The following is a 21805-nucleotide window of genomic DNA, read 5'->3' as shown; positions in this document are numbered from 1 at the left end:
TCAGTTTAAATTAAACGGTGCAGATAGTTATGTCATTTACTTCTTTAATGATATCGCCATTTTCGTCGTACAAATGCACGGCACAGGCAATGCAGGGATCAAAGGAATGTATGGTTCTAATAATTTCAAGAGGCAGTTCTGGATTTGCAATTGGCGTATTTAATAAAGTACTTTCATAAGGAGATCGCTGTCCTTTTGGATCTTTTGGAGAAGCATTCCACGTTGACGGCACGACCTGCTGATAATTAGCAACTTTAGCATCTTTTATTACAATCCAGTGGCTCAAAGCGCCTCGCGGTGCTTCTACCAATCCAACTCCCTGAGATTCTTTCGGCCAGGTATTGGTTTCCCATTTTTCCATATTGGCCATTTTAGTATCGCCGTTTTTGATGTTTTTAATTAAATCATCAAAAAACTCCAGATTCCAATTGGCTACTAATTGCGATTCTAAGGCTCTTGCAGCAGTTCTTCCTAAAGTCGAGAATAAAGCAGCGGCAGGAATCTGCAGTTTTGATAAAGCACCGTCTACGATATCTTTAAATTCTTCTCTCCCAGATGCATAACCAACCAGCATTCTTGCAAGCGGACCGACTTCCATAGCGTGGCCTTTCCATCTTGGTGTTTTAATGAAACTGTATTTTTCGTCAACATTTAAATGAGTGTAAGGCGGTTTTGGCCCCGTATAATTTATTTTTGTTTCTCCAGACCACGGCTGTCTTCCTGAATTTCCGTCTCCTTCATAATCATACCAGGAATTGTTTACATATTCTTCTACCGTTTTTAAATCTCTTAAATCTAAATCATGAACTTTTGTCAAGTCTTTGTTTAAAATAACTCCCGCTGGAAATTTAAAAGTATCATTGTTGGTATTATTATGACCCTGTGTTGGAAAATCGCCAAAAGTCATAAAGTTATGAAAGCCTCCAATAGCGCCCCAGTCTTTATAATAACCAGCAATAGCAAGTACATCCGGAAGGTAAACTTGTTCTACAAAACGTTTTCCTTCTTCCAGCAGCTGTCTCACAAAAGCAAGTCTTTCTGCATTTAAACCGCTTGCATCATCAAGATTAATAGAACACGCCATACCGCCCACTAAAAAGTTTGGATGCGGATTTTTACCTCCAAAAATGGCATGTACTTTTACAATTTCCTTTTGCCATTCCAGAGCTTCAAGGTAATGGGCTGTAGCCATTAAATTGGCTTCGGGAGGTAATTTCATCTGCGGATGTCCCCAATAACCATTGGCAAAAATTCCTAACTGACCGCTGGCAACAAACTTTTTTAATCGTTTTTGTAAATCTGAAAAATAACCCGGCGAACTTTTTGGCCAATTTGAAATGGACTGTGCCAATTGTGAAGTTTTTACAGGATCTGCATTTAAACCGCTCAAAACATCTACCCAGTCAAAAGCATGCAAATGATAAAAATGCACTACGTGATCGTGTAAATACAAAGCACCCAGCATAATATTTCTGACTATTTCTGCATTTGGAGGAACGACAATTCCAAGTGCATCTTCAACCGCCCTTACAGATGCTGTAGCATGAGTCGAAGTACAAACACCACAAGTTCTTTGTACAAACGCCCAGACATCTTTAGGGTTTCTGTCTTTTACAATATTCTCCAGACCTCTTACCATTGTTGAAGATAAGAAGGCTTCTTTTATAGTGCCGTCTGAGATTTCTACTTCGGCTCTTAAATGTCCTTCTATTCTTGTAATTGGGTCTACAACTATTCTCTCTGCCATTTTATTTCTATATAGGTTATAAATCCTCTAAGTGTTTTTCGTTTTCAGTTCCCTGACTAATTCTCTGATTTAATTCTTTTCTTTTAGATACATTCGAAAGAATCGCGTGAGCTCCAATTCCTGCGGCAACACCACCAAGAGCAACTTTGCCCAGTAAATCGGCGTTGGCCTCGATGCTTCCTGCATTTATAGAAGTATCTCTTGAGTAAAAGCTTCCAGCATCCCAAAAATCTTTGGCACTGCAGCCAATACATCCATGTCCGGATTGAATAGGATAACTCACACCGCCGTTCCATTTCATATTACCGCATGCATTGTAAGTACTTGGCCCTTTACAGCCCACTTTGTATAGGCAGTATCCTTTTTTAGCATTTTCGTCATCAAAGTTTTCAGCAAATAATCCTGCATCAAAATAAGGTCTGCGATAACAGCTGTCGTGAACTCTTTTAGAATAAAAAGCTTTTGGACGACCAGAACTGTCTAATTCAGGCAGTTTTCCAAATGCGACAACGTGTACAATAATTCCGGCCATAACTTCACCAATTGGCGGACAGCCCGGAACATTTATAATAGGTTTATCGGTAATAATTTTATTGATAGGAACAGCTCCTGTAGGATTTGGTTTTGCAGCCTGCACACAGCCTGTTGTTGCACAGCTTCCCCAGGCAATAATAGCTTTTGCTCCTGCAGCAGATTCTTTTAGAATATCAATAGCACTTCTTCCGCCTATACAGCAGTAATTTCCGTCAGCTCCCATAGGTACAGAACCTTCAACACAAAGAATGTATTCTCCTTTGTATTTGTCCATAGTTGCTTTTTTCGCAGCTTCGGCCTGATGACCAGAAGCGGCCATAAGTGTTAAAGTGTAATCTAAAGAGATTTTGTCTAAAATAATATCGGCAACAATAGGATGGTCTGATCGTATGAAAGACTCACTGCAGCAGGTGCATTCCTGAAAATGTTCCCAGATTACCGGGAGACGGGGGGTGTTTTCGAGCGCTTTGGTAATCTGACCAATTGCAGAACTCTGCACGCCCATATAGGCGCCGATGTAAGCAACAAATTTTAAAAAATCTCTCCTGCTATAACCTTGTCTTTCAATGCTGTTATAATAGGTTTCATTTACTTTTATTTCATCTTTCATGCTAAAATAGGTTTAAAGAAAGCCTTAGTTTATTTAAAAAAGTTCCTAAAAGCATGAGGAACTTTTTACTGAATCTATTTTCAAAACTATTTAAACATTTGATTCTCGGAAGTGATAATTATCAGGTTTTGATTTGATTCTTTGAATTATCTTTCGCGGTTGTAATAATCTGTTAAAAAAAAACAAATGCATGAGCTTTCGGTTGTTACTTCGATTGTGAAAATTGTTCAACAAGAAGTAGATAAGATAAAAGGTAAAAGCGTATTAGAACTCTATCTGGAAATTGGAAAATTATCAGGAGTAGAAATGTCTTCTTTTTATTTTGTGTGGCCGCAATGCATTAATGGAAATATTTTAAGCAACACGAAATTATTTGTGGAAGAACCAGAAGGAAAAGCCCGGTGTGCAGAATGTGAAACGGAATTTTACATTGAAAAAAGTTTTGACAGCTGCCCAAATTGTAAGAGTCCGTTTAAGGAAATTATTGCCGGCAGAGAATTGAAAATAAAGAAAATAATCATAAAATAAACTGAGTTATGTGTACCACTTGCGGATGCAGTTCTGATGAAAACGAAATACGATTTACCAAAATAGGAGAGAAACAATTCCATTCTCATTCCGGTCACTATCACCACCACGATCACGATCATGACCACCACCATGAGCATCATCACGACCATGATCATGACAACGACGATCACAATCATCATCATGACCATTTTCACAATCATTCTCATGAAATAAGTGTGATACAGTTAGAAAAGGATATTTTGTATAAAAACCAGCTTACTGCTGAGAGAAACAGAGGATTTTTTGAAGCCCTGAATATTTTTTCTATCAATCTGGTAAGTTCTCCGGGCTCCGGAAAAACCTCTTTATTAGAAAGAACCATTTCAGATTTAAAAGACAAAATTGCTTTTTCTGTAATCGAAGGTGACCAGCAGACTACAAATGATGCCGACAGAATCCATAAATTAAATGTTCCTGTAATTCAGATTAATACAGGAAAAGGCTGCCATTTAGACAGCGAAATGATATCAAAAGCCGTAAAAGAATTAAAACCCGTTCAGGATTCTGTTTTAATGATCGAAAATGTTGGAAATCTGGTTTGTCCGGCTATGTTTGATTTGGGAGAATTAAAACGAATCGTAATTATATCAGTTACCGAAGGTGAGGATAAACCGCTTAAATATCCGGATATGTTCTCAGGATCGCAAATCTGTATTATTAATAAAATTGATCTGCTTCCGTATTTGAAATTTGATTTGGAGAAACTGAAAGAATATGCAAAACAGGTAAATCCGCATTTGACTTTCTTTGAAGTTTCTGCAGCATCAGGAGAAGGTTTAGCAGCCTGGTACGATTATTTAACAAAATCTATAAAACAATAAGTATGTGTTTAGCAGTTCCCGGTCGACTTGAAAAAATCACAGATGAGCTTGATGAAACGTTTAGAATTGGAAATGTTTCTTTTGACGGTATTATCAAAGAAGTCAATTTAGCACTTGTTCCAGAGGCAGTAGAAGGTGATTACCTTTTAGTTCATGTTGGCGCTGCAATTGGAATTATTGATGAAGATGAAGCCAAAAGGACAATGGAGATTTTAAAAGAAATGGGCGAAGAGATTTAATGCATAAAAAATGGAAAAAGAACAGGAAGTAATTCACCTGCATCACGGAAGCGGCGGTGAACACATGACCAAATTACTCAATGAAGTAATTTTTAAGATTTTAAAAAATGATATTTTAGAAGTCCGTCACGATGGCGCCTTTTTAAACGTACAAGGAAATCTGGCTTTTTCTACAGATAGTTATGTTATTTCTCCCGTATTTTTTAAAGGCGGCAACATTGGTGAACTTGCCGTAAACGGAACTGTAAATGATCTTTCAATGTGTGGTGCAGTTCCAAAATACCTTTCGCTGGCCTTAATTATTGAAGAAGGTTTTAGTTTAGAAGAATTTACAGAAATTATAAAATCAATTAAACAAGCGGCAGATAATGCAGGTATTCAAATCGTTACCGGAGATACTAAGGTTGTAGAAAGAGGAAAAGGAGATAAAATTTACATTAATACTTCGGGAATTGGTGTTGTTCACAAAAAAGCCAATATCAAAATTAGAAATATCCAGCAAAATGATGTTGTTATCATAAACGGGCCGATAGCATCGCACGGAATGGCCATTATGTCGGAACGTGAAGGACTTGAATTTGAAAGTGATATTTTGAGCGATACCACAAATTTAAATCACATCGTTTTTGATTTAATAGAACAGTTTGGTGATAAAATTCATTTTTTGAGAGACGCAACCCGCGGCGGACTGGCTTCTGTACTGCATGAAATAACTACCGAAATTAATTTCGGCATTTCTCTTTTTGAAGAAAACATAAAAGTAGAAAGTCAGGTAAAAAGTGCCTGCGAACTGCTTGGTTTAGATCCGCTTTATGTAGCTAACGAAGGAGTTTTTGTCTGTATTGCAGCACCAGAAATTAAAAATGAAGTATTGAAGATTTTACAAAAAACAAATCCAAAGGCATCAGAGATTGGTTTTATAAGCGGAGAACATCCATCAAAAATAATTATCGAAAGTGCTTTTGGAGGAAAAAGAGTTGTAAATCCTTTAGTTGGAGAACAGCTGCCAAGAATTTGCTAAGCAGTATTTTTGAGTTTATTTTTATCTGAAATATTAAGTTGTAATTTGACTTTATATTTTATTATTTCGCATTTTTATTACACTTCTATGAGATTTTTATTTTTACTTTTCATTTTTATTCTTTCTTTTTCAACAAATGCGCAATCTGTAAGCGGGATTGTAAATAATACCGACGGAAAACCTTTATCAGATGTTTTAATTCGGGATTTGATTTCTAAAACACACGCTCATACTGATATAAACGGAAAATTTACATTAGAACAAACCAAAACAAATGACAGCCTTCAAATTTCTAAACAAGGTTATATTACACAAAAAATAAAACTGTCTTCAGATGCTTTTCTTTCTATTCAATTAGAAGAAAAACCTTTTTTATTAGAAGAAGTTACCATAACCAACAGTCTTAAATATTTAAATACTATTTCTAAAATAGATTTAGAGATTCAGCCTGTTTCAAATTCGCAGGATTTACTGCGAAAAGTTCCGGGGCTTTTTATAGGCCAGCATGCGGGCGGGGGAAAAGCAGAACAAATTTTCCTGAGAGGTTTTGACTGTGATCACGGAACTGATATTAATGTTACAGTAGACGGAATGCCGGTAAATATGGTTTCGCACGCACACGGACAAGGTTATGCCGATCTTCATTTTGTAATTCCTGAAACAGTTGATAAGATAGATTTTGACAAAGGTTCTTATTTTGTTGATAAAGGTGATTTTACAACAGCCGGATACGTTGGTTTTAATACTAAAAATGCCTTGCAGAATAGTTCTGTTTCTTTTGAAGGAGGTCAGTTTGATACTTTTCGCACCGTTGCTTTGTTCAATTTATTGAATAAGGAAAATCAGTCGGCTTATTTTGCAGGCGAATATATGATGACAGACGGATATTTTGATGCACCGCAAAACTTCAATCGAATTAATTTATTTGGAAAATATTCGGCTAAAATGACTAATGGCGACCGATTGGCAATTTCGGTTTCGCATTTTAAAAGCCAATGGGATGCGAGCGGACAAATTCCGGATCGTGCTGTAAACGACGGAACAATTTCTCATTACGGAGCAATCGATCCAAATGAAGGAGGAAATACAGGAAGAACTAATTTTAATTTACAGTACGATGCCAAAATTGATGAAAACAGCCAGATTAAAAACACGGCTTATTTAAGCAAATATGATTTTGAATTGTATTCGAATTTTACTTTTTTTCTTAATGATCCTGTAAACGGAGATCAGATCAAACAAAAAGAAAATAGAACCATTGTAGGTTTTCAGTCTGAATACGATCAAAAACTAAATGAAAAATGGCTTTTTAAATTAGGTGCAGGACTGCGAAATGACAATAACAAAGATGTAGAATTATCGCATACCGTAAATCGTAAAACTGTTTTAGAGTATTTGAGTTTAGGAAATGTAAACCAAACGAATCTTTTTGCTTATTCAAGCCTTGATTTTACGTCAGGAAAATGGTTAGTAAATGGAGGTTTACGTTTGGATTATTTCAAATTTGGTTACGAAGACCAATTGGCACCAACTTACAGCAATCAAACGCAGACGAAAGCAATTGTGAGTCCAAAACTGAACTTTTTATACACTCAGAATGATAAAATAAATTACTTTTTAAAATTAGGAAAAGGGTTTCACAGCAATGATACACGTGTAGTAGTGGCTCAAAAAGGAGAAAAAATCCTTCCGGAAACGTATGGAGCAGATTTAGGAATTAACTGGAAACCTTTTCCAAGAATGATTATCAATTCCGCTGTTTGGTATTTGTATCTGGCGCAGGAATTTGTATATGTGGGAGACGAAGCTGTTGTTGAGCCAAGCGGAAAAACAGAACGAAAAGGATTCGATTTTGGTTTTAGATATCAATTAACCAATTGGTTATTCTGGAATACTGATTATACTTATACACATGCAAGATCAATAGAAGAACCAAAAGGAAATGATTATCTGCCATTGGCTCCGGCTCATACTTTAATGAATGGATTTTCTGTAAAAGACCTAAAAGGATTTTCTGGAAGTTTGAGAACAAGATTTTTGGGAGATCGTCCGGCAAATGAAGATAATTCGGTAGTTGCCAAAGGATACTGCATCACAGATTTTTCAGTAAACTATCAAATTAAAAAGGTATCGATAGGACTAAACATCGATAACATTTTTAATACAAAATGGAAAGAAACGCAATTCTTAACAGAATCAAGATTAGCAAATGAAACTGATCCTGTTGAAGAAATTCATTTTACCGCCGGAACGCCATTTAATGCAAGATTAATTTTAAAATATAGATGGTAAAATCGAACATTTAGTTTTATAAAAAAATCCCTCAAAACATTTCTTTTGAGGGATTTTTTTATTTTTTTTATAATTGAGTCAGTTAAAACAGAATTTCTTCATTTGAACTGCTTTTAGAAGCATCATTTAAAACCTGACTGCAATTAAAATTATTTTTTTCAGGTTTTTCGTCCCAGTCTCCCCAATCTCCTTTATACGTTTTAATACAGATTAGTTCATTATTATCTCCTGAATATATCCGTGTACCACAAATACTGCTGTAGTTTTGGCTGTATTTTATTTTTAAATTTTCCATGATATGATGAGTTTAAGTTTTGTTTGGGTATGTTTTGACAAGTATTATTGGTATAAACATTGCGTTTATTAAATATATGTTTCGGAAGTAAAATTAATTCTATTGGTTTTCAGTTAGTTATATTATTTTTTAAAACACTTTCATAATTCACATTTTTAAAACAAAAAAAATTTAATGCTTTTTCAATTTACTGATAAATAGATTGTTATGAATATTGTAAAATCAATATGCAATTATGAAACATATAAAGTTTATAACAGTCTAAATTTGAAATATACACGCAAAAATTATAAGTTATGAGAACAGTTTTTAAGTTACACGTTATGCTGGTTCTGGTTTTAACAGGATTATTAGGTTCATGTAAAAATAATCAGGACGGATACAGTGATGAAATCCAGACGAGTGAAACGCCAATTGACAGCACAAAAACAGCTGCTGACACTACACAAACTGCTAATGGCTCTGGTGTGGGAGAAGAAGGGGCTAATACAGGAGCCATGAGTTCTGGAAGTAATAACAGTTCTGCAACAACAGCCGGAAAAGGAAGCGGACCAGGAGAAAGTGCTGAAGATGGTTCGACTTATTCAAAATCTTCAGGATTACAAAAAGACAGTATTAAGTCTAAAGTTAAAACAGCTAAAAGCAAAAATGAAAAATAGAGATTCTACATTTTATGTTTGTCTGCGTTAAAAAAGCCTCTGAATAACTTTAGAGGCTTTTTTGATTTTTATAATGATTTGTACGAATTTTAAATAAAAATATTCCATCTTTATATAAGTATCTGAAAAGATATAACAATTGCAATAAACCAGAACCAATAGAATACTCCATGAAGAATATTTTACTTTTTATCCTCTTATTCTGTACGATATGCAATGCACAGGATACTCCTAATGCAGATATTGCCAAAGAAATTTATTCACCGTCAAATAAAGAAAAACTTGCTGCAGATGCATATGAGGTTTTTAAAACCAATAAATTTCTAGATTTTAAAAATAGGGAAACCCTTATAGAAAAAATTGAAGGTGCTGTTTATAAGAAAATGGATTTGAATGATTATTTCCCAAATAAAAAAGATTGGGATAAAATTGAAAAGGAAGATATAACCACATTTGAAAAAGAAAAAAATGCCCAATATTCTTATTCAAATAATACTTTAACTGAAATTAAAACAGAATTTGGAAGTTATAATGTCCGCAAAGAGATAAAAACAATTTACAATTCTAAATGTTTTGTACTTCTGTATGAGAAAAAGTATTTTGTTGGTGACAATTACAATCGTACAGAAAGCACCATTAATGAGTATATTAATGACAATCAAGTTGTGAAAATAATTAGAAAAATAGAATATCCTAAGAAAGAGAATAATTCACAATCAGTAATCAGGGTAAAATACGAAGATGATATTTTAAACATTGCCAGCGAAAACGGAAGTATTTTATGTGAATTTATTGAGAATAAAATGCCTGCTGAATCTATTTCTAAACTGACTCCAAACCAAACCACAGATTATTTTCGTTATGCTTTAATACAACAGAACATAGGTGCTGCAAAAAAACATTGTACCGAAAAGATGGCACAGAAAATTGAAAGTGTTTTATTGCCTTATCCTAATATTACAGATATTAACAGTTTGGGAGGAAGTGGCAGTTTTGGTGAAAAAGTAACGATCAATGAAAATTGGGGCATTATTTTGAAAGACAACAAAACAGAAAAATGCAATGTTGTTTTACGATTTGTTAAACAAAAAAATGGCTGGAAAATAGATGATTTTGAGATTATAAAAAAGCCTTTATAACAAAGTTTTGTTTTAAGTATCTATAAAAAATAGTAACTTTAATATTCTATGATAAAAAGCTTTAGTAACATATAATAGTTTTATTATTGATTTTAGATATCTGCTGATAAAACTACCCTAATATATTATTTAATGGTAAAACTAATTTGAAAATATTTTTCAATAAGTTTTATCTATCAGAAAAGAATTAGAAATGATAAATACTCAGGATTTTCTCTTTCTATACTTAGTAATTTAGTAAAAAATAAAAATTTCGAATTATGGAGAATCAATCAAACGACATTAGCAAGTGCCCTTTTCATAATGGCAGTATGGATAATCAAGCCGCATCAGGTACAAAAAATAATGACTGGTGGCCTAAACAATTAAAGGTGAATATCCTGAGACAGAATTCATCTCTATCAAATCCTCTCAGCAAAGATTTTGATTATGCAGAAGCTTTTAAAACTCTTGATCTTGAAGCTGTAAAAAAAGACCTTCATGTACTTATGACAGATTCACAAGATTGGTGGCCGGCAGATTTTGGTCACTATGGAGGGCTTTTTATCCGTATGGCATGGCACAGTGCGGGAACTTACCGTGTACACGACGGGCGAGGCGGAGCAGGAGCGGGACAACAGCGTTTCGCACCTTTAAACAGCTGGCCTGATAATGTGAGTCTTGATAAAGCCAGAAGACTTCTTTGGCCCATAAAACAAAAATACGGACAAAAAATTTCGTGGGCTGATTTAATGATACTGACAGGAAACGTGGCTCTTGAATCTATGGGTTTTAAAACTTTTGGATTTGCAGGAGGAAGAGCAGATGTATGGGAACCGGACGAATCTGTTTACTGGGGTTCTGAAACAACATGGCTGGGAGGCGACGAACGTTATAATAATGGTTCTGATGGTGTGCCGAAAGATCATGGAGTTGTTTCTGCAGATGATGATGCCGACGGGAAAGTTCATTCAAGAAATTTAGAAAAACCTCTTGCAGCAGTTCAAATGGGACTTATATATGTAAATCCAGAAGGTCCTGACGGAAATCCTGATCCTATTTTAGCAGCAAAAGATATACGAGATACATTTGGCCGAATGGCTATGAATGATGAAGAAACGGTTGCTTTAATTGCCGGAGGCCATACTTTTGGTAAAACTCACGGTGCCGCTTCATCTGATCACGTAGATAAAGAACCTGAAGCTGCTGGTTTAGAACTGCAGGGTTTTGGGTGGAAAAATAGTTTTGGATCAGGTAAAGGTGCTGATGCTATTACAAGCGGACTTGAAGTTACATGGACCAAAACTCCAACACAATGGAGTAATAATTTCTTCGAAAACTTATTTGCTTTTGAATGGGAACTTTCTAAAAGTCCGGCAGGCGCGCACCAATGGGTTGCAAAAAATGCCGAAGCCATTATTCCTGATGCTTTTGACAGTACAAAAAAACATCTTCCAACAATGCTTACTACTGATTTATCTCTAAGGTTAGATCCAGAGTATGAAAAAATATCACGCCGCTTTTTAGAAAATCCTGATCAGTTTGCCGATGCCTTTTCCCGTGCCTGGTTTAAGTTAACACATCGTGACATGGGACCGCGTGCACGCTACCTTGGACCAGACGTTCCTCAGGAAGTATTGTTGTGGCAGGATCCTATTCCAGAAGTAAACCACAAATTAATAGACGAAAATGACATAAAACAGCTGAAAGAAAAAATACTAAATTCAGGATTAAGTATTTCTCAGTTAGTTGCCGCTGCTTGGGCTTCAGCATCTACTTTTAGAGGTTCTGACAAGCGAGGCGGTGCAAATGGAGCACGTGTAAGACTGGCTCCTCAAAAAGACTGGGAAGTAAATAACCCAGCCAAGCTTGCTCAGGTTTTAAGTAAATTAGAAACTATTCAAACAGAGTTTAATGCTTCGCAAAATGATGGTAAAAAAGTTTCTTTGGCTGATTTAATTGTTTTAGCAGGTTCTGCCGGAGTCGAAAAAGCGGCTAAAGATGCAGGAAGCTCAGTTACAGTGTCTTTTAATCCTGGTCGTATGGATGCATCTGCAGAAGAAACTGATGTTGAATCATTTGGATATCTGGAGCCAAAAGCAGATGGTTTTAGAAATTACAGAAAAACAAAATCAGCAGTTTCTACAGAGGAACTTCTTATTGATAAAGCGAATTTGCTGACTCTTACAGCACCTGAACTTACGGTGCTATTAGGAGGTCTTCGTGTACTTGATATTAATGCAGACGGTTCAAAAAATGGTGTATTTACACATCGTCCGGGTCAATTGACCAATGATTTTTTTGTAAATCTGTTAGATATGAATACACAATGGCAGGCTGTTTCAAATGATAAAGAACTCTATGCAGGAAATGACAGAAGCACAGGCCAGCCTAAATGGATTGCAACACGTGCAGATCTTGTTTTTGGATCTAATTCAGAATTAAGAGCTGTTGCAGAAGTATACGCAAGCACTGATGCAAATGAAAAATTTGTAAATGATTTTATTAAGGCATGGACTAAAGTCATGAATCTGGATAGATTTGATTTAGCTTAATAGCTGAATATTTATAATTGTATATAAGACGCCATTAATTGGCGTCTTTTTTTTGATACAAGTCATCCTGATAAAAATTGATTTCTATACTCACAGTTTGTACTTTTGCCCTTATGAGTGATAATTTTACAAACGAATATTTTGGCATAGGAATACAAAATGGTAAAACACCAGAAAACTTAGGTGTTTTGTGGAGATCAGCACAAAATCTGGGTGCATCTTTTATATTTACCATAGGAAACCGATATGCCAAACAAGCCTGTGATACCCACGATGCAGTAAAAGCAATTCCTTATTTTCATTATGAAACTTTTGAGGCCTTTTTTGAAAATTTACCAAAAGGCGCACGTCTGGTTGGAGTTGAATTATCTGAAAAAGCAGTCGATTTAGAAACCTTTGAACACCCAAGACGATGCGTTTATTTATTGGGAGCAGAAGATCATGGTTTATCGAAAAAAGCAATGGATAAATGCCATCATTTAGTAAAATTTAAATCGGAAAAAAGTTTAAATGTTGCTGTGGCGGGAACTGTTGTGATGTATGACAGGAATTTATCCAAACCAAGATCTTAAACGAAAAATTTAATAATTTGTATTTCATAATAGTTAAAGAAAATTAGCAGATTTTTTTTATGATAAACGACTATAAAAAGCATGATTTATATGGCATGACATTAATTCAAAAAATTGAATTAACACCGCCGTTTAAATTTGATTTTCCAATTACTGAACAGGCTTGCTTTTTATATGTAAAAGAAGGAGAGATTGATTATTATATTGATAATGAAAATGTGAATGTTTCTACAAATTATTCCTTATTAGTGAATTGTATGGATTCTGGTAAGCAATTGCACAATTCAAATTCCAATAATAATTGTGAAATAGTAATTGTAACGTTCTATCCTAAAATATTAAAGAAAATATACGAAAAGGAACTTCCATTATTGTTTCAAAGACCTGAAAGTTTAATATCGAATAAATCAAGTGAAAGAATAAATAACGATTTTCTAATTCAAAAGTATATTGAAGGATTATTGTTTTATTTTGAAAATCCGTCTTTAATCAATGAAGATATCTTAGTTCTAAAATTAAAAGAAATTATACTTTTATTATCTCAGACACAAAATTCAGAATCAATACAGCTGATATTATCCCAGCTTTTTTCTCCAACGACTTATAGTTTCAGACAAATAATCGAAGCAAATTTGTTTTCGCAGCTCACTATTGAAGAATTAGCACAACAGAATAATTTAAGTGTTTCATCGTTTAAACGCGAATTTTCAAAAATATATCACGATACTCCCGCTAATTACATTAAAACTAAAAAACTTATGAAAGCGGCAGAGATGCTTCAGGTTTCTGACCAGCGTATTACTGAAATAGCTTTTGACTGCGGTTTTAATGATCTGGCAAATTTTACCAAAAGTTTTACCAGCAAATATGGTATCAGTCCCACAAATTACAGGCAGAAACTTAAATAGTAAATACTAATTAGAATTTTATTTAAAGTTTTTCATGAACGAAATCACCAAATAATTGAACTATTTGACAAAACCATTTCTGTTAATCTATCGGAAGTTTGTACTGTTTTCAAACAAATTTAAATTAATACAAAATGGGATTATCAAGTTTAGGAATTTTTCACACTATTATTGGTGTAGGCGCAATTATAGCGGCGTTAGTAGATTTTATCAAATATGGTAAAATCAATTTGAACAAATTATCTGGTAAGATATATTTTTACGGAACGATGATTACATCGTTGACTTCATTAGGAATCTCTAAACATGGAGGTTTTAATCCGGGACATGCTTTTTCTATTTTTATAATCTTTTTGATACTGGGAGCTTATTTTCTAAATGCAAAGAGAAAAAATAGTGTGAGAGCCCGTTATTTCGAAAATTTCTGGTTGTCATTTAGTTTTTTTCTTTCACTGGTTCCAACAGTCAATGAAACTTTTACCAGAATTCCTGTTCATCACCCTTTAGCAAAAAATATTACCGATCCAATAATAGGAAGAACACTTCTTTTTCTCCTTTTACTTTTTGTTATTGGTTCTGTTTATCAGTTTTTTAGACAAAGGTTGATTAATAGATCTGAAATTTTAGAATAAAACTCAGGACTATATTTAATAGTAATCCTGTTCCATAACCGGAACAGGATATTGTTTTTAATACTCAGTATTTGATTTTTGTACTCTCGCGGGAGAATATCCAAACTGCTTTTTGAATGCTGAGGAAAAGTGCGATAAATTTTCAAAACCTGTTTCAAAACAAACCTCAGAAGGTTTTTTGTTTTTTTCTGCCAGCTGGTAATGTGCTGCTTCCAGTCGTTTTCTGGTAAGCCATCGCTGCGGTGTTATGTTATATGCCTTATGAAAATCACGTTTAAAAGTGGTAAGACTGCGTCCTGTTAGATATCCAAATTTTTTTAAGGACATATTAAACATAAAATTTTTTTCCATAAAAGGTATCAGATCAATTTTTCCCGGTTCTTCAAAGTTTGATAAAATAACATCGATGTCTTTATCAATTGTATGTAGAATCGTTATGGCTTCGGTTATTTTTAAAGAAGCAATAGATTCCGGAAAATTATCCTGCATATCAAAATACGGAATCAGCGAAGCCAGAAAACTTTCCAACAGCGGATGTTTATGAAAACTAACAATTTTTGATCTGGCAGTTTTGTGTTCTGATTTTTTTTCACTGTAAAATTCACGCAGTCGTTCCGTTGACAAATGCATAGCAACGGCTTTATGAGGCAGTCCGTTTTTGGGTACGTTGATTATTGCAGCCAGCTGGTTTCTTGGAATTATAAAGGTACTGCCGGGACCAAATATAAAGCTCTGGTCGGCTTGAATAATTTTAGTTTCACCAGAAATTAACCATACCAATAAATGATCTGAGAATGCCGCTTCTGTTTTAAAAAGCTTCCCAGTATAATTAGAAAGTTTAATTTCCGGAGTTATATAATTTACCGTATAATCCATATTTTGAATGTGTTTATAAAGATACAAATTTAACGTACATCAAATGTAATTCCAGTAAGCTGTTCCGTGAGCTTCCATAATTTTTGAACATTTGATTTGTCTAATGAATAGGTCGCAATACCTCCTGTAACTGCCATATTTTCATTTATTTCAGCTATATCCACGTGTTCACAGTAAACTCCTCCTATATGATTTAGAAGCGGACTCGTTGCAGCCCATATACTTGTTGCCGCACCCTGCGGAATGGTTTTTAATGAGGCCGCTACTTCTGGCAGTATATTTCCTTCTGCATCGCTGAAACCTAGTTTTTGGAATAAATCAATGGGAGCTTCTCTCGATAATTCTGTTTCTCCAACTGCTCCTGGACATAAGGAATAACTGCGGACATTGTAAGCTTTGGCGCGGTTGTCAAATTCCAAAGAAAAAAGATTGACCGCTGTTTTAGATTGTCCGTATCCAAGCAGTGTTTCGTACTCACGGTTCAGGAAATTAGGATCTTCAAAATTAAAATCAGAAAATTTATGTCCTCCAGAAGATACATTAACCACTCTGGCGCCGTCTGCTTTTTTTAATGCCGGCCAAAGCCCGGCTGTTAATTGAAACAATGCGAGATAATTGGTTGCCAGCTGTGATTCGTACCCGCGTATGTCTCTGCGAAGCGGTACCCACATAATCCCGGCATTGTTAATCAAAAGATGCAGTGATCTTCCTGTATTTATAAATTTCTGTGCAAAGGAATGGATAGATTCTGGCTGCATTAAATCCATTTCTTCTATCGTTACATTTTCTATTCCTTCAAGGTTTCTTTTGGCTTTTACAATGTCTCTTGCCGGTACAATGACATGAGCTCCTGCAGCAGCAAGTGTTTTAACAGTTTCGAGACCTATGCCTGTATTTCCGCCTGTTACAATTGCTGTTTGTCCTGCAAGATTGATTCCTTTTATAACTTCCTCTGCTGTTGATGCTGCATTAAATCCTGAATTTAACTTTTTCTGCAAGGCACCTTGATAATTATTTTGTTCCATCTTTTTAAATTTTTATTATTAATGATTAGACAAAATTAGATGTGACAGCAAAGATTTGTTTTGTTTAAACGTCCTAAGATACTTTGTTTAAACGTCTGTTTTTTGAGGCAAGAATTTAGAAATCAGAACTAATATCTTTAGGGAGTCTCTGCCATACGCTGGGATAGTATTAAAAGCAGTCTTTTATTTTTATCATTAATATAAACTTTTTTTAAAGGATGCCCGGCATATAATTCATATTTTGGATTATTGTTTTCGATAAATTGTACTTTTTCTACACTAATTATTTTATCAGGAATATTGGCGCCATACCATAGTGAATCTGCTTTTTGTCTCCAGGTCACTTCATATAAAACAGATCCTTTTGGATAAGCATTATCAGCTTTAGTTTTTGCATGCTCAAAAGCGGTTTTATTACCGTATAAAGTTGACATTGAAGCTTTATTTGGATTAATAGAAAATGTAATAGGTGACAATAAGAGAGGGTTTTCCGGTAATTCATCTAAAATTGATACAGAAGCTTTTTCATTCACATTGTCTTTATTTGTGTTGCATCCGTAAAGTGTAATTATAAGAGCTGTTATGATGGAGTGAATTGGTTTCATAATTATTGGTTTTTGCTGTAAATATTAAATTTATTGATATCAAGATGCAGGGGTGATGTAAAAACATAATCATTGTTTTTAACAGGACTATGACAGGAAATACATTCCTGATCAAAGCTGACGCTGTCGCCATACGGCTTTAAATCTTTTCCTTTCCATCTTGCCCAGCCCCAGCCTTTTGAAGACTCATATTTTTTTGAATCCTTTATCATGAATTCGACCTGAATGAATTCGCCGGGAGATACACTTCCATCAGCTTCTGTTTTTTGCTTCCAGGCAGTTTTGGCGAAAATAGCACCATCTGGCCACGGATTTGTTTGATGTTCTGCAATCGCTTTTACAGCGGTTTTATTTCCGTATATAATTCGCATGCTGCCATTGTCAAAACGGTCAGTTGTACTAATAGCTTTCCAGCTTCTAAAATCTGGGATGTATGAAATTTTATTTAATGACGGTTTTACTTTCTTGTAGTCAGTTATTTTTTTATCTGGATGATGTACTGCATCTGCTTTTGATATAGAAACAGATGATACTTCTGGATTTGTTTTTCGGGCTGCCAGGGTTTTTACATAATTTTTTAAAACCGTTATGGAGCGGCTGTCTAATTTTGCTGAAGGATGAAGGGCTGTGTAACTTAAAAGAGGCATTTCGCCTAATAGAATCTTATTGAAAGAATAAAACATAACAGCACTCTGTTTTTGCTTGTCTAATGTATCCCAATTAGAAAAATTCAATGCTTTTCGGCCATCTTTAATATGCGAATCGACTATAAAATTTGCAGGTGTTATTTTATCAAACCATGCAAGATTTACAGAGTTAGAATGGCAGTCAAAACAAGAATTTCTTAAAATAGTATTTACCTCTGAAGGAACGTTCGTTAAATTTTTTGCAGGTGAGCTGTATTGGATTTCTTTGGGTTTCCAAAACTGCAAAACAGTAAATACAAACAGTAAAACTGCTAAGATCATAAGTCCTTTTCTCATTGTTTTATTTTTTTTAGTTAGAATAAATAATCAAATCAAAATTAGGCTTAATGCCAGTATTTAAAAGGTTTAATAAGCTCAAAGGGAAATTTTGGACCTTAAAGCCGAAATATTGAAAGATGAATAAATTGCTTATTTTAGCCTAAACAAAATTTTCTAAACGATTTTCATTTAAGGAATATAAAAATACATGAAAAAAGCACGGCTTTATACTTTGACACTTATAGGTATTAGTATTGTTGTTCTAATTATCAGTTTCATTTCTTCCACTTACCTCTATCACTCAGCTAAGGAGAAATTGTGTAATAGTAAATTAGAATCAGGAGAAAGAGAAGTAAGGGAAATTTCACGGCTTTTAGAACAGCAGCTTCGCGGCGGTTTGTCTAAAGATCAGGTAATTCATAATCTTCAAATAAGTATAGAGAATACAGATATAAAAAGTGATTTTATCTGTATGTATGATCAAAAAGGAATTGAACTGTGTCATCCTAATCCGGCATTAGTGGGTTTAAAAATCAAGGAAGATAATTCTCAGGTTAACAGAACAGGACAGAAAGAGTTTAAACCCTTAAGTACAGTTTTGGAACAGGGAGAAAAAATAGGAGGTATCCGCACATTTCCTAATAACCCGGAAAGAAAATCAGAAATTATAAACATAAATCCTGTTGCCGGAACTGACTGGATGGTTGCTTCACATGCTAACCTTGCAGTTTTAGAGGAAGAACTTTCTGATCTGTATCTGCAGTTTGCAGTAAGTCTTTTTTTGAGTACAGTATTTATAAGCATTTGCTGCTACATAATGATACGGCTTATATACAGAAAGTATGAGAGTGTTTTTGATCTTGAAAAAGAAGAGTTAAATTATAGAGTAAACGAACTTCAGATTTTGAACCTGCAGTTAAATTCAAATCAGCAGAAACTGCAAAATTTGACCCATGATACCATTGAAGATGATAAATCAAAAGATTCTGAAACTCCAAAGAAAAGAATACTGACTTATCATAAAGATGAATTGATAAAGCTGGATATAGAAAATATAGCCTATGTTTTGCTGGATACCGGAATAACTTACATTTATACTTTTGACAATCGTCAGTTTACAAGCAGCAATAGTCTTGACGAGATAATGAAATGGCTTGATCAGACCATTTTTTACAGGGCAAACAGACAATTTATAGTCAATATTAATTCTATCAGCAGTATATTGCTTTATGGGAAAAACCAATTGAAATTGATTATAAAACCTGATTCAAAAATTGATATTATTATTAGTAAAAATAAAGTATCAGAATTTAAGAACTGGTTAGACCAGTAATTAATGAAAGCGAATGCTGTTAAAGCTTCTATATACCATTTAAATCAGGATTGTAGAATATCCCTTTATTTTTTCAGGAATTTATTATTATAAGATTATTCATGTTTTTTGTTTTTGGATACAGATTTAAAAAGGTAAAAAATCTTAAATAAATTTTAAACTTTTATATGGTGAAGTTGAGTTGAAGAAAATTAATTTGCGTACATTTGAGATATGAATAAAGAAGCATTTTTTTCAGTTTGCGGCGAATCATTGTCAGCACCAATGCACATCTGCGGTTTTTTCGATTCCAGAGAACAGCAGTATGATGTAATCATTCCATATATTATGGAAGGGCTGGAAAGCAATGATAAAGTCATTAACATTCTGGAAGGAAACCGCCACGGTGAACATTGCCGCTGTCTCTCGGATAATGGTGTATCAATTTCAGATAAACTATCGAGCGGTCAATTAGAAATTTTAGCTTCTGAAAATACCTACATCAAAGATGGCGAGTTTGCTTCAGAAAAGATGTATAAAATGCTTGAACAGACTTTGTTGTCAGCGTCAAGAGCCGGTTACGAAAGTGTTAGAGCCTGCGGAGATATGGTATGGGCACTTAAGAATCTGCCAGGAACAGATGAGCTTTTAAAATACGAGGCTAGTCTAAATGTACTTACTCCTCAACATTCCTGTTCATTGATCTGTATGTACGATATCAATAGTTTCAGTCAAAGTACGCTTACAGATATCCTGCTGACCCATCCTTATGTAATTAAAGATGGAAAGATCAGCAAGAATCCGCATTATATTGAACCTTCAACTTTGATTCCAAATTTTTCCGATTTTTCATCAAGCCCTCTACAATCCTAAAGTAAAACAGTACCATGCTTTATTTTTTATGAAATAAAAGCAGGCCGATACCAATTCCAATTCCGGCAAACATTGCCAGTTTAAGATCTGATGTGTTTTTTGCAGATGGATTTCCGTAAACTCGCAGCGGTTCTTTTGACTTCGTCAAAACATTACCGGGGTTATTTTCCTTATTCTTATTAAATTCCATTTTAGTACGCACAACTGCAGATGCAGCGTTGATAATTACTTTAGGAAATAATCTGTAAAGGTTTGTGGCGGCGGCAGCCTTAAAATCTGGGAACAGATCTTTTTTAGGATTTTTAGCGAGTTCTACCATTTTAGAGGCTGTATCACGAGGATCTGACGCAATAAAAGGTATTGTCATATCAAAACCGGAATATTTTGCTGAATGAAGATTACCAGTAGAGTTTTGGAGCTGCGGATAAAGATTGCAGATGTGAATGTGCTTTCGGTTTGATATTTCACCCTGCAGGCATTCCATGAGACCCCTTATTCCATATTTGCTGGCAGAATAAACCGCACTGTAAGGTGCTGGCATATAACCGCCTATCGATATGTTATTAATTAAAATACCTTCATTTTGTGTTTTAAAAATTTTAATGGCATTATAAGCTCCGTGCATGTAGCCAAACAAATTGGTCTTGATTACCTGATGATGGATTTCTAAAGGGATTTCTTCAAATTTCCCGCTGGCCATAACTCCCGCATTGTTGACCCATATATCGATTTTCCCTCCTATTGATGCAGCTGATGCGGCTACTTTTTCTACCTGCTCTGGAATAGACATATCTGCCGAAACGCCAACAGCCTGCATACCTAATTCACGGCAGAATTTCACTATTTCATCTAATCCTTCCTGTCCTCTGGCCGCTAAGATCAGGTTGCATCCTTCATGGGCAAATGCTTCCGCCGCAGCTCTGCCTACACCGCTGCTTGCTCCTGTAATGACAACGTTTTTCCCTTTAAGGCTATTTTGGACTATTGTTTTATCTGTCATAATTCTATTATTTAGATGGTTAACTTATAAATTGAAGTGGGTGAGTATATTTTTGAATGTCGTGACACTGCTTTTTTCATTAGCTCTGCTTGAAGTGCTTTTTATAAAAAGTTTTTTTTCTGAAGTTCTTGAACTCAGTGTTCTGTTCTTCTGATTTAGAAATTTCATAGCGCATAATTTAATAATGAATAATTGTTTTGCGGTAATTATAAAATTATGCTAAAAGATTTCGTTGCGGTTATATAATTTTTAATGTTAATTACTTAATTAAGAGGCTGCTTGTGGAATGACTTACTGGTAATTTTATAAAATCAGAATGAAATTAAATACTTCTGTAAGCTGTAGATGTTTGTAATTTTATTGTAGTTAAAATATTTATAATCAAAATAATAAGTTATGGCAGAAATTAAAATTGAGAAGAAAAAGCCTTTATGGCCATGGATTGTGGCAATCCTGTTAATCGCGGCTGTTGCCTATTATGTCTTTATACAAGATGATGGGACAAATAATAATATGCGCGTAGAAACCGAAAATGCCGTAGGCACAGACACTATAGCAAAATAATAAAGAGCAAGA

The 21805-nt window shown here is 34.6% G+C and carries 22 protein-coding genes; 14 read left to right on the top strand and 8 right to left on the bottom strand.

Features of this window, described 5'->3' with window-relative positions; translation table 11 throughout:
• Nucleotides 1-10: 10 nt before the first annotated feature.
• Nucleotides 11-1747, bottom strand: a complete 1737-nt coding sequence (locus FJOH_RS20225; RefSeq protein ID WP_012025884.1) for a nickel-dependent hydrogenase large subunit — start codon at nucleotides 1745-1747, stop codon at nucleotides 11-13.
• A gap of 16 nt (nucleotides 1748-1763) precedes the next feature.
• Nucleotides 1764-2891, bottom strand: a complete 1128-nt coding sequence (locus tag FJOH_RS20220; RefSeq protein ID WP_012025883.1) for a hydrogenase small subunit — start codon at nucleotides 2889-2891, stop codon at nucleotides 1764-1766.
• Nucleotides 2892-3077: 186 nt separating this feature from the next.
• Here FJOH_RS20220 and FJOH_RS20215 point away from each other — a divergent pair, with 186 nt between their 5' ends.
• The 5 genes from FJOH_RS20215 (at nucleotide 3078) to FJOH_RS20195 (ending at nucleotide 7834) form a co-directional block, all read left to right on the top strand.
• Nucleotides 3078-3419 carry a hydrogenase maturation nickel metallochaperone HypA/HybF gene (locus FJOH_RS20215; protein WP_012025882.1) on the top strand — a complete coding sequence of 114 codons (342 nt, stop codon included), beginning with the start codon at nucleotides 3078-3080 and terminating at the stop codon, nucleotides 3417-3419.
• Between the two features lie 8 nt (nucleotides 3420-3427).
• On the top strand, nucleotides 3428-4282 hold the full coding sequence (hypB, locus tag FJOH_RS20210; protein ID WP_012025881.1) for a hydrogenase nickel incorporation protein HypB: 855 nt from the start codon (nucleotides 3428-3430) through the stop codon (nucleotides 4280-4282).
• 2 nt (nucleotides 4283-4284) lie between these two features.
• Complete coding sequence (locus FJOH_RS20205; protein WP_012025880.1) at nucleotides 4285-4521, top strand: HypC/HybG/HupF family hydrogenase formation chaperone; 237 nt, start codon at nucleotides 4285-4287, stop codon at nucleotides 4519-4521.
• A 10-nt stretch (nucleotides 4522-4531) separates the two neighbouring features.
• A complete protein-coding gene (hypE, locus tag FJOH_RS20200) occupies nucleotides 4532-5542 on the top strand; it encodes a hydrogenase expression/formation protein HypE (protein WP_012025879.1) in 1011 nt (336 codons plus the stop codon).
• A gap of 87 nt (nucleotides 5543-5629) precedes the next feature.
• Entirely contained in the window at nucleotides 5630-7834 is a 2205-nt protein-coding gene (locus FJOH_RS20195; RefSeq protein WP_012025878.1) for a TonB-dependent receptor, read from the top strand.
• Nucleotides 7835-7916: 82 nt separating this feature from the next.
• On the opposite strand, the gene FJOH_RS20190 is transcribed toward FJOH_RS20195, so the two are convergent.
• A complete protein-coding gene (locus tag FJOH_RS20190) occupies nucleotides 7917-8129 on the bottom strand; it encodes a hypothetical protein (RefSeq protein ID WP_012025877.1) in 213 nt (70 codons plus the stop codon).
• Between the two features lie 296 nt (nucleotides 8130-8425).
• On the opposite strand from FJOH_RS20190, the gene FJOH_RS20185 reads away from it, so the two are divergent.
• From FJOH_RS20185 to FJOH_RS20160, 6 genes are all read left to right on the top strand, one after another.
• Nucleotides 8426-8788, top strand: a complete 363-nt coding sequence (locus tag FJOH_RS20185) for a hypothetical protein (RefSeq protein ID WP_012025876.1) — start codon at nucleotides 8426-8428, stop codon at nucleotides 8786-8788.
• A 170-nt stretch (nucleotides 8789-8958) separates the two neighbouring features.
• Nucleotides 8959-9927 carry a hypothetical protein gene (locus FJOH_RS20180; RefSeq protein WP_012025875.1) on the top strand — a complete coding sequence of 323 codons (969 nt, stop codon included), beginning with the start codon at nucleotides 8959-8961 and terminating at the stop codon, nucleotides 9925-9927.
• A gap of 260 nt (nucleotides 9928-10187) precedes the next feature.
• Complete coding sequence (katG, locus tag FJOH_RS20175) at nucleotides 10188-12461, top strand: catalase/peroxidase HPI (protein WP_012025874.1); 2274 nt, start codon at nucleotides 10188-10190, stop codon at nucleotides 12459-12461.
• 113 nt (nucleotides 12462-12574) lie between these two features.
• Entirely contained in the window at nucleotides 12575-13033 is a 459-nt protein-coding gene (locus FJOH_RS20170) for an RNA methyltransferase (protein WP_012025873.1), read from the top strand.
• Nucleotides 13034-13092: 59 nt separating this feature from the next.
• A complete protein-coding gene (locus FJOH_RS20165) occupies nucleotides 13093-13941 on the top strand; it encodes a helix-turn-helix domain-containing protein (protein WP_012025872.1) in 849 nt (282 codons plus the stop codon).
• 134 nt (nucleotides 13942-14075) lie between these two features.
• Nucleotides 14076-14573, top strand: a complete 498-nt coding sequence (locus tag FJOH_RS20160; protein WP_012025871.1) for a membrane protein — start codon at nucleotides 14076-14078, stop codon at nucleotides 14571-14573.
• 57 nt (nucleotides 14574-14630) lie between these two features.
• On the opposite strand, the gene FJOH_RS20155 is transcribed toward FJOH_RS20160, so the two are convergent.
• From FJOH_RS20155 to FJOH_RS20140, 4 genes are all read right to left on the bottom strand, one after another.
• Nucleotides 14631-15449 (bottom strand): helix-turn-helix domain-containing protein, encoded by an 819-nt coding sequence (locus FJOH_RS20155; RefSeq protein ID WP_012025870.1) that lies wholly within the window; start codon nucleotides 15447-15449, stop codon nucleotides 14631-14633.
• Between the two features lie 29 nt (nucleotides 15450-15478).
• Nucleotides 15479-16474, bottom strand: coding sequence for an SDR family NAD(P)-dependent oxidoreductase (locus FJOH_RS20150; RefSeq protein ID WP_012025869.1), 996 nt, complete (start codon nucleotides 16472-16474; stop codon nucleotides 15479-15481).
• A gap of 137 nt (nucleotides 16475-16611) precedes the next feature.
• On the bottom strand, nucleotides 16612-17079 hold the full coding sequence (locus FJOH_RS26345; protein ID WP_012025868.1) for a hypothetical protein: 468 nt from the start codon (nucleotides 17077-17079) through the stop codon (nucleotides 16612-16614).
• 2 nt (nucleotides 17080-17081) lie between these two features.
• Complete coding sequence (locus FJOH_RS20140; RefSeq protein ID WP_012025867.1) at nucleotides 17082-18062, bottom strand: cytochrome P460 family protein; 981 nt, start codon at nucleotides 18060-18062, stop codon at nucleotides 17082-17084.
• A gap of 190 nt (nucleotides 18063-18252) precedes the next feature.
• On the opposite strand from FJOH_RS20140, the gene FJOH_RS20135 reads away from it, so the two are divergent.
• Entirely contained in the window at nucleotides 18253-19377 is a 1125-nt protein-coding gene (locus tag FJOH_RS20135; RefSeq protein WP_012025866.1) for a LytR/AlgR family response regulator transcription factor, read from the top strand.
• A gap of 252 nt (nucleotides 19378-19629) precedes the next feature.
• Nucleotides 19630-20229, top strand: coding sequence for an MEDS domain-containing protein (locus FJOH_RS20130; RefSeq protein WP_159436646.1), 600 nt, complete (start codon nucleotides 19630-19632; stop codon nucleotides 20227-20229).
• A gap of 19 nt (nucleotides 20230-20248) precedes the next feature.
• Here FJOH_RS20130 and FJOH_RS20125 read toward each other — a convergent pair whose 3' ends face one another.
• Nucleotides 20249-21229: an SDR family NAD(P)-dependent oxidoreductase gene (locus FJOH_RS20125; protein ID WP_012025864.1), complete on the bottom strand. Its 981-nt coding sequence runs from the start codon at nucleotides 21227-21229 to the stop codon at nucleotides 20249-20251.
• 396 nt (nucleotides 21230-21625) lie between these two features.
• Here FJOH_RS20125 and FJOH_RS27055 point away from each other — a divergent pair, with 396 nt between their 5' ends.
• On the top strand, nucleotides 21626-21793 hold the full coding sequence (locus FJOH_RS27055; protein WP_165768449.1) for a hypothetical protein: 168 nt from the start codon (nucleotides 21626-21628) through the stop codon (nucleotides 21791-21793).
• The last annotated feature ends 12 nt before the right edge of the window (nucleotides 21794-21805 follow it).

Origin of the sequence: Flavobacterium johnsoniae UW101, from assembly GCF_000016645.1 — a bacterium.
GTDB lineage: Bacteria > Bacteroidota > Bacteroidia > Flavobacteriales > Flavobacteriaceae > Flavobacterium > Flavobacterium johnsoniae.
This window is presented reverse-complemented; position numbering and strand designations above follow the sequence as displayed.

What these genes read in the sequence shown, in the direction of transcription:
- FJOH_RS20225 (WP_012025884.1), bottom strand. Translation starts at nt 1,747, where the DNA reads ATGGCAGAGAGAATAGTTGTAGACCCAATTACAAGAATAGAAGGACAT.
- FJOH_RS20220 (WP_012025883.1), bottom strand. Translation starts at nt 2,891, where the DNA reads ATGAAAGATGAAATAAAAGTAAATGAAACCTATTATAACAGCATTGAA.
- FJOH_RS20215 (WP_012025882.1), top strand. Translation starts at nt 3,078, where the DNA reads ATGCATGAGCTTTCGGTTGTTACTTCGATTGTGAAAATTGTTCAACAA.
- hypB (WP_012025881.1), top strand. Translation starts at nt 3,428, where the DNA reads ATGTGTACCACTTGCGGATGCAGTTCTGATGAAAACGAAATACGATTT.
- FJOH_RS20205 (WP_012025880.1), top strand. Translation starts at nt 4,285, where the DNA reads ATGTGTTTAGCAGTTCCCGGTCGACTTGAAAAAATCACAGATGAGCTT.
- hypE (WP_012025879.1), top strand. Translation starts at nt 4,532, where the DNA reads ATGGAAAAAGAACAGGAAGTAATTCACCTGCATCACGGAAGCGGCGGT.
- FJOH_RS20195 (WP_012025878.1), top strand. Translation starts at nt 5,630, where the DNA reads ATGAGATTTTTATTTTTACTTTTCATTTTTATTCTTTCTTTTTCAACA.
- FJOH_RS20190 (WP_012025877.1), bottom strand. Translation starts at nt 8,129, where the DNA reads ATGGAAAATTTAAAAATAAAATACAGCCAAAACTACAGCAGTATTTGT.
- FJOH_RS20185 (WP_012025876.1), top strand. Translation starts at nt 8,426, where the DNA reads ATGAGAACAGTTTTTAAGTTACACGTTATGCTGGTTCTGGTTTTAACA.
- FJOH_RS20180 (WP_012025875.1), top strand. Translation starts at nt 8,959, where the DNA reads ATGAAGAATATTTTACTTTTTATCCTCTTATTCTGTACGATATGCAAT.
- katG (WP_012025874.1), top strand. Translation starts at nt 10,188, where the DNA reads ATGGAGAATCAATCAAACGACATTAGCAAGTGCCCTTTTCATAATGGC.
- FJOH_RS20170 (WP_012025873.1), top strand. Translation starts at nt 12,575, where the DNA reads ATGAGTGATAATTTTACAAACGAATATTTTGGCATAGGAATACAAAAT.
- FJOH_RS20165 (WP_012025872.1), top strand. Translation starts at nt 13,093, where the DNA reads ATGATAAACGACTATAAAAAGCATGATTTATATGGCATGACATTAATT.
- FJOH_RS20160 (WP_012025871.1), top strand. Translation starts at nt 14,076, where the DNA reads ATGGGATTATCAAGTTTAGGAATTTTTCACACTATTATTGGTGTAGGC.
- FJOH_RS20155 (WP_012025870.1), bottom strand. Translation starts at nt 15,449, where the DNA reads ATGGATTATACGGTAAATTATATAACTCCGGAAATTAAACTTTCTAAT.
- FJOH_RS20150 (WP_012025869.1), bottom strand. Translation starts at nt 16,474, where the DNA reads ATGGAACAAAATAATTATCAAGGTGCCTTGCAGAAAAAGTTAAATTCA.
- FJOH_RS26345 (WP_012025868.1), bottom strand. Translation starts at nt 17,079, where the DNA reads ATGAAACCAATTCACTCCATCATAACAGCTCTTATAATTACACTTTAC.
- FJOH_RS20140 (WP_012025867.1), bottom strand. Translation starts at nt 18,062, where the DNA reads ATGAGAAAAGGACTTATGATCTTAGCAGTTTTACTGTTTGTATTTACT.
- FJOH_RS20135 (WP_012025866.1), top strand. Translation starts at nt 18,253, where the DNA reads ATGAAAAAAGCACGGCTTTATACTTTGACACTTATAGGTATTAGTATT.
- FJOH_RS20125 (WP_012025864.1), bottom strand. Translation starts at nt 21,229, where the DNA reads ATGACAGATAAAACAATAGTCCAAAATAGCCTTAAAGGGAAAAACGTT.
- FJOH_RS27055 (WP_165768449.1), top strand. Translation starts at nt 21,626, where the DNA reads ATGGCAGAAATTAAAATTGAGAAGAAAAAGCCTTTATGGCCATGGATT.